This window comes from Stenotrophomonas sp. Marseille-Q5258 (assembly GCF_946900935.1).
GTDB classification, from domain to species: domain Bacteria; phylum Pseudomonadota; class Gammaproteobacteria; order Xanthomonadales; family Xanthomonadaceae; genus Stenotrophomonas; species Stenotrophomonas nematodicola.
Genome location: NZ_CAMPPN010000007.1, coordinates 164,178 through 176,907 on the forward strand (window position 1 = coordinate 164,178; position 12,730 = coordinate 176,907).

A 12,730-nucleotide genomic window follows, 5' to 3' on the forward strand; every position below is an offset into this window, starting at 1 on the left:
GCGCGTCAGAATCGCGCCGGCAGTCACCATGACCGTTCCCTACCCCCTGCAGAAGGACGTTTGCGGATGCCACGCGCTGTAGTGATGCCGTTGCTGGCCGGCTGGTTGCTGATGGCCGGGCTGTGCTTTCCCCTCCACGCCGCCGGTACCGGTGCCGATACCGAACCGGCGCCGGGCAGCGCGGACCGCATCGCGCTGTGGCCGGCCGGCCAGGTCCCCGGCGAACGCGGTACGCCGAGCGTGCCCCGCGTGGTCGAGCGCAGCACCGATCCGGCGTTGCCGGACCGCTACATCGACGATGTCGATGCGCCCTACCTGGTGGTGTACCGGCCGGCGCGTCCCAATGGCACCGGCCTGCTGGTCATTCCCGGCGGCGGCTACCAGCGGATCGTGCTGGACAAGGAGGGCACCGCACTGGTGCCGGCATTTGTCGAGCAGGGCGGGATCACGCTGTTCGTACTGCGTTACCGGCTGCCTGCCGGACGCAGCGATCGGCAGGCGGCGCTGGCCGACGCGCAGCGCGCGATGCGGGTGATCCGGGCCGGGGCAGCGCGCTGGCAGCTCGATCCGGCCCGTATCGGCGTGATGGGCTTCTCCGCCGGAGGCCATGTTGCCGCCCGGCTGAGCAACGGTTTCGATACGCCGGTCTATCCCCATGCCGATGCCGTCGATGCGCTCAGTGCACGGCCGGACGTCGCGCTGTTGATCTACCCGGTGATCGACATGGGCCCGCACGCCCACACCGGCTCGCGCGAGCGGCTGCTCGGACCGCATCCGGACGCCGCACTGGCCACCCGGTTCTCGATGCAGGAGCAGGTGCGCGCGGACACCCCGCCCACTTTCCTGGTGCACGCGCAGGACGACACCGTGGTGTCCGTGCACAACAGCCTGGTCTATTACCAGGCGCTGCTGCGCGCCGGCGTGTCCACCGAGATGCATCTGTTCCCGTCCGGCGGCCACGGCTTCGGCGTGCGCATTCCCGCCGGCTCCACCGTTGCGCAGTGGCCCGACCTGGCCCTGCGCTGGATATCTTCGCGCCCCCCGGAGCCCATGCGCCATGACTGAGTCCCCCACCGATCTGCACCGGCGCCGTTTCCTGCGCGACAGCGCGCGCTACGCACTGATGCTGGGCGCCACCAGTCTGCCGCTGCTGCCGGCCTTCGCCGGCGTGCCGGGCCCGCGCCACGATGCCGCACCGCTGGCACGCGTGCGCGGTGGCCGCCTGCGGGGGCAGCTGGAGCAGGGCGTGAACGTGTTCCGCGGCATTCCCTACGGCGCCGATACCGCATCCAGGCGTTTCCAGCCGGCGGTGCAGGAAGCGGCGTGGCGCGGCGTGCGCGACGCGCTCGCCTACGGCAATGCGGCGCCGCAGGGTGGCAGCGAAGGACCAGGCAGCGAAGACTGTCTGTTCCTCAACGTGTGGACACCGGCCCTGCGCGATGGCGGCAAGCGGCCGATCCTGTTCTACATCCACGGCGGGGCCTACAACAACGGCTCGGGCAGCGATCCGCTGTATGACGGCAGCGCGCTGTGCCGGCGCGGCGACGTGGTGGTGGTCACCGTCAACCACCGTCTCAACGTATTCGGCTACCTGTACCTGGCGCAGTTGGGCGATGCGCGCTTGGCCGCGTCGGGCAACGTCGGGCAGCTCGACCTGGTGCAGGCGCTGCAGTGGGTGCGCCAGCACGCGGCGGAGTTTGGTGGCGACGCAGGCAACATCACCGTGTTCGGCCAGTCCGGCGGCGGCGCCAAGATCGCCACGCTGATGGCGATGCCGGCCGCGCGCGGGCTGTTCCAGCGCGCGTGGACCATGAGTGGCCAGCAGGTCACTGCGGCAGGCCCGCGCGCAGCCACCCAGCGCGCGCAGATCGCGATGCAGGCGGTGGGCGCGGCCGATACCGATGCGCTGCGCATGATGCCGATGGAGGCGCTGCTGGCCGCCACCCGCGTGCGCGATCCGTCGCGGGTGGAGAACAGCAGCCTCTATGTGGGGCCCGTACTGGACGGACACGTGCTGCCGGCGCATCCGTTCTGGCCGGACGCGCCGGCGCAGTCGGCCGGCATTCCGATGGTGATCGGCAACACCCACGATGAAACCCGCGCCTTCCTCGGCAACGACCCGGCCAACTTCGCGCTCACCTGGGACACCTTGCCGGCCAGGTTGGAGAAGGAGCAGTACGTTGATCTGCTGCCGGCGGTGGTGATTGCCGAGTATCGCCGCCTGTATCCGCACTACACACCCTCGGACGTGTTTTTCGCCGCCACGACCGCCGGGCGCTCGTGGCGCGGCGCGGTGGAGGAGCTGGAGGCACGGGCCCGGCAGGGCGCACCCACCTGGGCCTACCAGCTGGACTGGGGTTCACCGGTGGACGGCGGCAGGCTCGGCGCCTTCCACACGCTCGACATCCCGCTGGTGTTCGACACCACCGGCCAGCCCGGCTCCCGCACCGGCAATGGCGAAGAGGCCACGCGCGTGGCGGCCACAATGAGCACGGCGCTGATCGCCTTTGCCCGCCACGGCGACCCCAACCATGCCGCGTTGCCGCAGTGGCAGACCTATTCGCTCGAGCGCCGCCAGACCATGCTGTTCGACGCCACCTCGCAGCAGGCCGACGATCCGCGCGGCGGCGAGCGCCGCCTCTACCAGCAGGTTCCCTTCATCCAACGAGGTACGTTCTGATGCGGCATGCATCCTGGCTGCTGGGCAGCCTGCTGTGGCTCACGACGGGCGCGGCCCACGCCGCCACCGATCCGGCGATCGGCGACCGCCCGGCCCCGACCCCGATCCGTGCCGGCAAGATCGTGCTCGTCGGCGATTCCACCACGGCGGTGCAGGGCGGCTGGGGGCCGGCGTTCTGCGCCCGCCATGTCACCTCGTTCCTGACCTGCACCAACCTGGCGCGCGGTGGCCGCAGCACCTACAACTACCGCGCCGAGGGCTCGTGGGCGCTGGCCGAGGCGGAAATGCGCACGCCGGGCTATGCGACCACCTGGGTGCTGGTGCAGTTCGGCCACAATGACCAGCCGGGCAAGCCGGGCCGCTCGACCGACCTGCAGCGCGAGTTCCCGAACAACCTGCGCCGATACGTGCGCGAGATCCGCGCGGCAGGCGCACAGCCGGTGCTGCTGACGCCGTTGACCCGCCGGCAGTTCGCCCAGGGCGTGTTGATTGACGATCTGGCGCCGTGGGCCGACGTCGTGCGTGCGGTGGCACGCGAGCTGGACGTGCCGCTGGTCGACCTGCACGCGCGCAGCCGCGCGGTGGTGCAGGCGCTTGGCCCGGTCGGCGCGATGCCGCTGGCACAGGCCGCCCCCAGCGCGGCACAGGTCAGCGCCGCGCTGGGCGGCACCACTGTCGGCGCCGCGCCCGTCGCGGGTGCGCCGGCGGTGCAGAACAACGCCGTGGCAGAGCCGATGGGCCAGGCCAAGGTGGCCTTCGACTACACCCACCTCGGGCCGGACGGTGCGGCGGTGTTCGCCACGCTGGTCACCACCGAACTGGCGCGCGAAGTGCCGGCGCTGCGCTCCATGCTGATTCCCTGATCGATAGGTGCGCTAAACCAAAATCGGCGAATTGATCGCTAGTTCGCGCAACGTAGCGCAATGGCCGTGATTTGGGTCAAACACGCCGTTGACGCGGATCGCCTAGACTGGGGATATGCAAGAGCATCTCAATCCGTTTCCGCCGTTTCATGGTCGTGATCGACTGATCGCGGCCATCGACCACGCGGTGCAGCACGACGATGCCCATCGGATCGCCGCCACCCTGCGTGGCGCGTTGCGTGATGCCATCGCCGACAGCCGCATCCAGTTGCCTGCGTGTGTACATCGCCCGATCGCCGACCACTACGCGCGGCGCGAGCTGTACCGCAGCAGTGCGCACGGCTACAGCATCGTGGCGATGAGCTGGGGGCCGGGCCAGGGCACGCCGCTGCACGACCACAGCGGTCTGTGGTGCGTGGAAGGCGTGTGGCTGGGGCAGCTGGAGATCACCCAGTACCAGCTGCTGGAACGCGAGGGCGAGCGCTTCCGGTTCCGCGCCGAGCCCGCGATCCTTGGCGACTGCGGCAGCGCCGGCAGCCTGATTCCGCCGCACGAGTACCACACCATCCGCAACACCAGCGACGACGAGCTGGCCATCTCGGTGCATGTCTACGAGGGCGAGATGACCCGCAGCGCGGTCTTCGAACCCGATGGCACGCAGGGCTGGTACCAGCGGCGGCTGCAGGTCATGGAAACCGACGCCGCCTAGGCGCACGCACCGCGCGCATTGCTGCCCTCGCAAAGCCGACTCTGGTCGCCCCCCGCAAAGCCGACTCTGGTCGCCCCCCTCGTAGAGCCGACTCTGGTCGCCCCTTTCGTAGAGCCGACCTCTGGTCGGCTTCGCGCAGCGCGCAGCAGTCCGATGCCGGAGCCAGGAGCAGCCGACCCACCGTCGATGCCTTCCACCGCGCGGCCAGGCGAGAATGACCCACCCCACGCGCAGGAGCGTCCCATGTCCATCCACCCCTTCTTGCAGATCAACGTCTTCAGTACCGACCCGCTGCTGGGCAACCCGTTGGCTGTGGTGCTGCAGGCCGATGGGCTGAGTGAGGCGCGCATGGCGGCCTTTGCGCGCTGGACCAACCTGAGCGAGACCACCTTCGTCTCGACGCCAACCGACCCACGCGCCGACTACCGGGTGCGCATCTTCACCACCCTGGGTGAACTGCCGTTCGCCGGGCATCCCACCCTGGGCAGCTGCCATGCGTGGCTGGCCAATGGCGGCGTGCCGCACGGGGGGGAGATCGTGCAGGAGTGCGGGATCGGGTTGGTGCGGATTCGCCGGGATGCGTCCGGGGTGGCGTTTGAAGCGCCCCCGTTGCGGCGCGAGGGGCCCCTGGAGCCCGCGCTGCACGCGCGCGTGCGGGCAGGACTGGGCGTTGCCGCCGATGACCTGATGGATGCGCAATGGGTCGACAACGGCCCTCCCTGGTTGGCGGTGCGTCTGCGCAGTCGTGCGGCAGTGCTGGCCGTGCGGCCCGACTACGTCGCGCTGGAGGGACTGATGGTGGGCGTGTTCGCGGCGTGCGGTGCAAACGACGGTGTGGACGCGCAGTTCGAGTCGCGCGCCTTCATTGCCGGTGAGGCCGCGCCGGAGGACCCGGTGACCGGCAGCCTCAATGCGGGGATTGCACGGTGGCTGCTGCGGGAAGGCAGCTCGCCCGACCGGTATGTGATCAGCCAGGGCACGGTACTGGGCCGGGCCGGGCGGGTACAGGTGGAGCGGGTGGGGGAAACCGTATGGATCGGCGGTGCGTGCGTGACCTGCATTGAAGGGTCGGTGACGTTGTAGGCGGCATGGGGTTGAGACCATGCCGCTCGCGGTTACTCCACCGGTACCACGTTGTTGAGCTGTGTCACTTCAGCCCCGCCATCGGGCAGCATCACCCGCACCCGCAGGCCCGCGCGCTTGGCGGCTGGCAAGGGCAGCGCCACGGTGGTGGTCTTGGGCACCAGGTCGAGGGGGGCGTCCATCGCCGGGATCCCGACGCGGGCCACTTCACGCCCGTTGGCGTCTTCAAGGACCGCCGTTCCCGCCGGCGTTGCCACGTGGCCCAGGCTGTGCACGGTGACGTGCACCTGGCCCCCGTCCACGCGCACGTCGCCACGACCGACGCCGAGGTCGGGGCGCTGCTCGACCGGCGTACCGGCCTGCACCAGCGCGAACTCGAACACCTGGCTCTGGCCGGGTGCGAAGCGCAGCGTGGTCGAGGCACTGCGCTCCAGGGTGAGCTCGCGGACCGTTGCCTTGCCGTCAATCCGGTCGTCGCCATCGCGATCCACGCCGCTGGTCATCCGCCATTGCCCGGCGGTGACGTTCCAGGTGGTCATGTCCGCCTCCACGGCCCGCTTGCCCAGGTTGTAGGCAATCACCTTGAACCGGTCCGGTGACGGCGCGTGCACCAGCAGCGCCACCTGCTCGGCCGCATCCGGCTGGGCAAAGCGCCAGCTGACGGTATGCCCCGGCCAGCTCTGGTTGCGCTTGAGCGCGATGCCGCCCAGGCGCGCGCGCTGCAGGAACTCGCTGGGCGCTTCGACGCGGTCGGACCACCAGTGGCCCTCGGTGTTCATGTACTCGCGCTGCGCCTTGGCCTGGATGCCATCGGCGTGCAGGGCTTCCAGGTACCTCTTGTCGCCGGTGGCCTGCCAGGCCATCAGGCTGGAGAAGCCGGTGCTGCCACCGTCGGCGTCGGCGATGAAGCGCGGATTCCACTGCGCGCCGCGCCCCAGCACCTCGACGTAGTTCTCGCCCAGGTTGGAGAGGGCCCCCGGACCGCCGCGCTCCACGCGGTAGTCCAGCGCCTTGAGGTACTTGTCGTCGCCGCTCCAGCGCCATGCCGCCCAGAAGGTGTGCATGACATCGCCGCCGCCGGAGCCGTTGTTGAGCTCGCCGCCGCGGGTCTTGCCGGTGGCCCAGTGGATCTCGTTGGGCAGCGCCCAGCGGCCCTTGTCGTCGGTGTAGGCATGCGCCAGGTAGCTGTCGGCCAGCCCGGTGACCAGCGTGCGGCTGGTTGGATCGGCGTTGTACTGGCCGATCAGGAACGCCGGATGCAGCACCGGGAACGAGTAGGGCTTCTGCCACTGCCAGTTCGGGTCGCGGTACACCTTGTTGCCGCCGAACCAGTTGCTGGAGAACAGCCGTTGGCCCTGCGGATTGGGCAGGATGATGCGCTCGTCGAAGGCCTTCACCGTCTCCATCAGGCGCTCCACGGTGAGCGGATCGCCCCAGTTGAGGTACAGCATGGCGCTGTTGGTGTTGATGCCCTCTTCGTAGGCGTGCAGCTCATCGGTCTCGATGGTGCTCAGGCCGTTGCTGAACATCCCGTTGCGGTACACCGCATCGGACAACGCGGTGAGCGAGGCGTTGAGCCTGTCCGGCTGCACGCCCATCAGCGCCAGGCCCGGCCACTGCTGGGTCAGGTCGGAATCGTCGGAAATGCCACCGCCGAAGTCGCCGTAGGCGATCTGGCGATGGTCGATCCACCAGTCGATGAAGCGGCGCACGTAGCGCAGGTCTTCGGTCTGCCGGAACGCCCACAGCGGCACGCCCTTGGGCGCCTCGGGCTGGACGAACGGCGGTTTGCCCTGGCTGTTGTAGCTGATGTAGTTCCAGTACAGGCGGCCGAGCGCATGGTCCGGGTCGACCCGCAGCAGGTCGCTCAGATCGGCGTAGACGCGCGCGTACAGGCGCTGGCGCTTGGAGGTGGTGTGTTCTTCGACCAGGAAGCCCCAGTTGTCGCGGACCTGATTGAAGCGGTCAGCGAGGTGCTCCTTCTTAGCCTCCTCGCGGTCCTTGTAGACCATGCGGATCTCGGCACCGTCGAGCGCGCCGGCGTTGAAGCCAGGGGCGGCCGAGGCGATCGAGATCCACAGGCTGTCGGCGGTGAGGATGCGGTCGCGCAGGTCCAGCCACAGCGTGCGCTTCTGACCCGGCTTCACCGACACCGATACGTCGATCATGTCGCGCGCCGGCCAGATCGGATCCTTGATGCGGATGTTGAGCGGAATCAGCCCGTCGCGCGTGGCCGGCAGGTCGAGCGCCGGCAGGTCGATGGCAACCCCGTCCAGGCCGTCGTGCATGTTCTCCCAGCTGTGCGCCCAACTGCGGATCAACGGCTGCGCGGCCGGCGCATCGCTGACCCCGGAAGGAATCAGCACGTGCACGATCGGCAGCGGCTGCGCGGGCAACGTGTCGGCGCCGCGCCGGCGCGAGCCGGCGCCCTTGGGCAGGGCCATCACCGTGCTGCGCTCGGCGGGCGGGTAGCGGCCGGCGATGTAGGCGCGCAGGTCGGCGATGTTGGTGTAGTCCGGCAGCGCCTGGCTGTCGATCAGGTAGCGCTGCTTGACCGTGCCGTCCGGTTCGGCGGCATCGCTGACCTGGTAGGCCCAGATCTCCTGGATCGGCGTTTCCTGTTCGGTGTTGCGGAAGTGCAGCACGCCGCCGGTCTGCGCGGGAATGTCGTTGACGCTGCGCACCACGCCCTGCGGCCGCTGGAACAGCGGCTGGGCCGGTGGGTCGCCCGCATTGTGGCCGAGCTCGCCGAAGGCGGCGCCGCGCATTTCGATGCGGTTGACGGTTTCACCGGCCGGCAGGGTCAGGTCGAGCTGCTGGCCGCCCTCGACGTAGGTGTTCCAGTCCGGCAGCTGGAAATAGTCGTTGCGGCCGGGCAGACGCGAGCGGTTGTACACGCCCGGCCAGGTGGTTTCGGCGATGCCGTCGGTGGCTTTCCACATCCACTGCTTGTGGTCCTTGGCATCGGCGAACTCGACCTTGCGGATCGTCGTGGTCGCGCTGGCCAGTGCGGGCGGGGGCGCGCCGTCCCAGCCATGCCGGTGGTTCCAGGCGCGCATCGGATCGACCGGCGCAACGGCCGTGGCAGGCGCGGCATTGCGGGCCAGCGCGGCCATGCCGGCTGGATCGAGCAGGCGGTCGTAGACGCGGATCTCGTCGAGGTCGCTGCCACGCAGGAAGTTGTAGCGGCTCTGCACCTGGTAGGGTGCCATCACCCGGCCGGCCAGGCCGAGCTGGTCCAGCGCCGCGTCGTAGTCGGCGGTGGTGTCCTGGCGGGCGACCTCCCTGCCGTCCACGTACAGGCGCACGCCGTGGTTTTCATCCCAGCCGAAGGCAATGTGCTGCCACTGCTGCGGCGATGGCATCCGGTCCAGCCGGAAGGAGACGCGGGTACGCGCCAGGTTGGCGTCGGTGACAAAGGCATCGAACCCGTGGCCGTTCCAGTCGATACGCAGCCAGGCCATGTCCCAGCTGCTGTGGTCGGCGTAGCCGACCCGGAAGATGACGAACGGCGCCTCCCCCACTGCGTAGCGCGGGCGCCAGAAGAAGCCCAGCGTGCCGCGCTGGGCCTGGATGTTGCCAGGCGCGTTCCACGACAGCACACCATCATCGGCCCACTGGATGGCGCGGCCGTGCGCGCCATCGGCCACCGGCGTCACCTTGTCCTGGAAGTTCGGCACCGGATCGCCGGCGGCCGTGTCCGCGTCCAGGCCATGCTCGGCCGACACGTGGAACAGCAGCGTCGGCGCGGTCTGCGCCCAGGCGGGGCCACTGGCAAGCAGCAGCGCCAGCAGGCTGGCGGAGAGGCGGGACGGACGGAGCAGGGCAGGAGCAACGCGGTGCATGGGGCCTTCCTTTCGACAACGGTGACGGTACAGCGGAACCAGGCGGGGCCGTCACCCCGTCAGGGCGGTCGTCCGCCGCGGCAGCGCGCCCGCCAGCCCGGAGCGACGGACGGGAGCGGACGCGATACCCGGGGCGGACGCCGAAGCACGGGTCAGAACTTGTAACGCAGGCCGACGTAGTACTGGCGGCCGGTGTGGGTGTAACGATCGGGCAGCGACAGCGCCGAATCGACGTAGCGCTCGTCGGCGGTGTCGAGCAGGTTGATCGCCTCGAAGGTCAGCGAGAGCTTCTTGTTGACCTTCCAGGACATGTTGAAGTCCACGTTCTCCACGCTGTACTTGCCCTGCACATCGGCGGTGGCGTACTGGTTGTTGTCCAGGTCCCAGACATTCTCCTGCGACAGGATGGTGCTGATGTAGGCGTCGCGGTAACTGGTGGAGACGCGGGCGCTGAAACGGCCATCGTCGTAGTACAGGGTGGCGTTGTACGAGTTCGGCGACAGGTTGAGCAGGTCGTTCTCGGTGTACGTGGTGACGATGGTGTTGCCGGTGCCGGAGCTGAAGATGTACTTGATCTTCGAATCGACGTGGGTGTAGTTGAGCTGCACGCCGAAGTTGCGCCAGAAGCCGGGCAGGAAGCTGAAGGGCTGCTGGTAGGTCAGCTCGTAGCCCTTGAGCGGGCCGCCCGGAGTGTTGAAGTAGCTCTGCACGTTGAACACCGTGCTTGGGCTGAAGCCGGCGGGCAGCAGGTTCAGCGAGTAGCCCATGTCTTCCCAGGTGGTCAGCAGGCGCGTGCGCTGCACGTAGCTTTCGATGTCCTTGTAGAACACCGCGGCCGAGAGCAGCGCGCCCTCCTGGAAGTACCACTCCGCGCTCAGGTCGTAGTTGGTGGAGCGGAACGGGTCCAGCTTCGGGTTGCCCAGGTTGATCGAGTAGCTGCGGTCGTCGTCGAAGTACGCGGTCGGGCCGCCGCTGACGCTGGGCGACAGGTTGGACAGGGTCGGGCGGGCCATCGTCTTGGCCGCGCCGAAGCGCAGCACCACGGTGTCGGTGAGGTCCCACGCCAGGTTCAGCGAGGGCAGCCAGTCGTCGTACGAATGGCCGACCTGGGTGCCTACCAGCAGGCGTTCGCCGGCGTCGGCGGTGGCGCTGGCCACGCCCAGGAACGGTTCGCACGCGGCGGACAGATCGTTGGCATTGGCTGCCGTGCAGGGTGCATAGCCGGACGCGGTGATATCGGTGCGCACGTAGCGAACGCCGACATTGCCGCGGAACGCGCGGCCGAGCAGGTCGGTGTTGAAGTCCAGCTGCAGGTAGCTGCCGTAGCTCTTTTCGTTGACGTCGAAGTTGTTGTTGGACGCACCGAAGTGGCCGACGCTGGCCAGCCGGTAGTCGCCGCCGAGCGTGCCGGTGTTGCAGTTGCAGTAGATGTCCAGCAGCTTGGCGATCTTGTTGAAGTCCGGCACCAGCCAGCCATTGGGGAGGTTGCCGTCCAGGCCCTTGCCGAACCCGTCCAGGGTGGTGCTCAGGTCGCCCACGCCCACACCGCCCGGCAGCGCCTGCGACAGGCGGCCGTAGCTGATGTTGCGGAACTCCTGGGTGCGCATGTCGTAGTCCTTGTAGGCAAGGCCGCCGCGCAGGGTGAAGGTGGGGTTGATGGCGAAGGTCAGGTCGACCTTGGCGGTGTCGAAGCTGTTGTCCACATACTGCGGGTTGAGCCGCACTTCGCTGATGTTGCCGCCGCGTGCGGTGCCGTTGGCGTTCACCGGCGTGCTGCCGTAACCGAGCCACTGCCAGTTGTTCGCGCTGCCGAGGTCGAACGGGAAGGTCATGGTCGGCACCTTGCCGCCATTGCGCATGTCCAGCACGAAGCCGTCGAGGTTGCTGTTGTCGAAGCTGACCATCGAGAAGATGGGGCGTTCGTAGTTCGATTCGGAATGGCCGACCAGGGCATCCAGGCGCACCGCATCGTTGAAGCGGTGTTCCAGGTTCAGGCTGAACTGCTTGAACTCGGTGCTTTCCTCGATCGCGGTGGACTCGGTGCGGAAGTCCACGTTGTCGAACACGCCATACACCAGCCTGTTCTGTTCGTCGGCCTGCGCCTCGCGCACCACGATCTGGGTCTTGCCGCCGTACTGCGCGGTGCGGTGCAGGTTGGCGCCGATGGAATCTTCGCGCACGTTCTTGTCGAGCTTGGAGTACAGCATGTCCAGGTTAAGCTGGGTGTCGTCGCCGAGCTTGAACTGCAACGCGCCGGTGATGCCCAGGCGCTCGATCTCGTGGTCGGTGCGCACATAGCGCGGGTAGCGCGGAATCCAGGCGTTGGTGGCGGTCTCATATGCGGCGATGTTCTCGGCCGTCGCCGCCGGGCGATCGAGGCCGGTACCGCAGTGGGTGGCGTCGATGCCGTAGCTGCCCCAGCCGTTGTTGCGTCCCTGATTGGCAGCGCTGCCCACACCGGCGGCGGTTTCATTGGCCAGTGGGTTGCGCGGGGTCTGCGGGTCGTAGCCGGCCGGGCTGCAGAAGCCGTAGGTGCCGTTGTTGGTGGCCGTGCTCTGGTTGGAGTTGCGGTAGTTGCCGTGCTCCCAGCGGACCGGGTTGTAGCCTTCCTCGTAGATGGTGCGCTTGCTGTAGGCCACCGACATCAGCGCGCCGACCCGGCCATCGGCCCAGGTGTTGCTGATCAGGCCGGAGATGCGCGGGTCTTTGTTGCGCGACAGTTCGTTGAAACCGTACTGGCCGCCCAGCGACGCCTGGAAGCCCTCGAAATCGAACGGGCGCGAGCCACGCAGATCGACGGTGGCGCCCAGCGAGCCCTCGTCGGTCTGTGCCGACTGGGTCTTGTTGATCTTGACCCGGCTGAACAGCTCGGAAGCGAAGGTGTTGAAGTCGAAGCCGCGGCTGCGGTTGACGCCGGTGGTGCCGCTGCCCGCCGTGGACAGCGCTTCCAGGCCGTTGATGCGCACGCGGGTGAAGTCCGAGCCCAGTCCACGCACCGAGATCTGCTGGCCCTCGCCGCCCTCGCGGTCGATGGAGACGCCGGCGATGCGCTGCATCGACTCGGCCAGGTTGAGATCGGGGAACTTGCCGATGTCTTCGGCGTAGATCGCATCGACCTGCTCGACGCTGTAGCGCTTTTCATCCAGCGACTGCTGCAGGCTTTCGCGGTACGTCGCCTTGACCTCGACCTTGTCCAGGTCCACTGCATCCACCGCCGGTGCCTGCTGCGCCGAGGCGATGCCGGCCATGCCCTGCAGGGCCAGCGCGATCGAGACCGCGAGATAGGTAACCGGTGTCTTTTTCCGTGGGTACTGTCGTTCCATCGTCTGTTCCCCTCCCAGGGTGCGCCGCCATGCGAGCGTGAATGATGTGGTGCGCACGGGCCGCGTCTGACACCGATGGTCAGCCGAAACGTAACAAACCCTTCACGCGCGGGCATCTTGCGCCGCAGCAGCGTGATCGCGATGGCGTGGGTAGGACGAACGGTGGAAGCCGGCACGCGCGCGGCCGGCGGCGTGATCGCTCACGCCGCCGGATGCTTCGCGGTTGA

At 68.4% G+C, this 12,730-nt stretch carries 7 protein-coding genes; 5 read left to right on the plus strand and 2 right to left on the minus strand.

The window, feature by feature from the left end; all coding sequences use genetic code 11:
* The first annotated feature begins 66 nt into the window (after positions 1–66).
* The 5 genes from OC534_RS05820 to OC534_RS05840 all read left to right on the plus strand — a co-directional run bounded on the left by OC534_RS05820 (position 67) and on the right by OC534_RS05840 (position 5,335).
* Positions 67–1,065 (plus strand): alpha/beta hydrolase, encoded by a 999-nt coding sequence (locus OC534_RS05820; RefSeq protein WP_262071537.1) that lies wholly within the window; start codon positions 67–69, stop codon positions 1,063–1,065.
* Entirely contained in the window at positions 1,058–2,680 is a 1,623-nt protein-coding gene (locus tag OC534_RS05825) for a carboxylesterase/lipase family protein (RefSeq protein WP_262071538.1), read from the plus strand. The genes OC534_RS05820 and OC534_RS05825 overlap by 8 nt, the downstream gene beginning before the upstream one ends.
* Complete coding sequence (locus OC534_RS05830) at positions 2,680–3,543, plus strand: rhamnogalacturonan acetylesterase (RefSeq protein ID WP_262071539.1); 864 nt, start codon at positions 2,680–2,682, stop codon at positions 3,541–3,543. The genes OC534_RS05825 and OC534_RS05830 overlap by 1 nt, the downstream gene beginning before the upstream one ends.
* 115 nt (positions 3,544–3,658) lie before the next feature.
* Positions 3,659–4,252 (plus strand): cysteine dioxygenase family protein, encoded by a 594-nt coding sequence (locus OC534_RS05835; RefSeq protein ID WP_136005747.1) that lies wholly within the window; start codon positions 3,659–3,661, stop codon positions 4,250–4,252.
* A gap of 243 nt (positions 4,253–4,495) precedes the next feature.
* Complete coding sequence (locus tag OC534_RS05840; protein ID WP_262071540.1) at positions 4,496–5,335, plus strand: PhzF family phenazine biosynthesis protein; 840 nt, start codon at positions 4,496–4,498, stop codon at positions 5,333–5,335.
* 32 nt (positions 5,336–5,367) lie between these two features.
* Here the strand turns inward: OC534_RS05840 and OC534_RS05845 are convergent, their stop codons facing one another.
* Both OC534_RS05845 and OC534_RS05850 read right to left on the minus strand, forming a co-directional pair.
* Positions 5,368–9,180, minus strand: coding sequence for a LamG domain-containing protein (locus OC534_RS05845; protein ID WP_262071541.1), 3,813 nt, complete (start codon positions 9,178–9,180; stop codon positions 5,368–5,370).
* 152 nt (positions 9,181–9,332) lie between these two features.
* A complete protein-coding gene (locus tag OC534_RS05850) occupies positions 9,333–12,503 on the minus strand; it encodes a TonB-dependent receptor (protein WP_262071542.1) in 3,171 nt (1,056 codons plus the stop codon).
* Positions 12,504–12,730: the final 227 nt, after the last annotated feature.

Bases quoted from the DNA above. Each gene is read 5' to 3' on its own strand.
- OC534_RS05830 (WP_262071539.1), top strand. From the start codon at position 2,680: ATGCGGCATGCATCCTGGCTGCTGGGCAGCCTGCTGTGGCTCACGACG.
- OC534_RS05845 (WP_262071541.1), bottom strand. From the start codon at position 9,180: ATGCACCGCGTTGCTCCTGCCCTGCTCCGTCCGTCCCGCCTCTCCGCC.
- OC534_RS05840 (WP_262071540.1), top strand. From the start codon at position 4,496: ATGTCCATCCACCCCTTCTTGCAGATCAACGTCTTCAGTACCGACCCG.
- OC534_RS05850 (WP_262071542.1), bottom strand. From the start codon at position 12,503: ATGGAACGACAGTACCCACGGAAAAAGACACCGGTTACCTATCTCGCG.
- OC534_RS05820 (WP_262071537.1), top strand. From the start codon at position 67: ATGCCACGCGCTGTAGTGATGCCGTTGCTGGCCGGCTGGTTGCTGATG.
- OC534_RS05835 (WP_136005747.1), top strand. From the start codon at position 3,659: ATGCAAGAGCATCTCAATCCGTTTCCGCCGTTTCATGGTCGTGATCGA.
- OC534_RS05825 (WP_262071538.1), top strand. From the start codon at position 1,058: ATGACTGAGTCCCCCACCGATCTGCACCGGCGCCGTTTCCTGCGCGAC.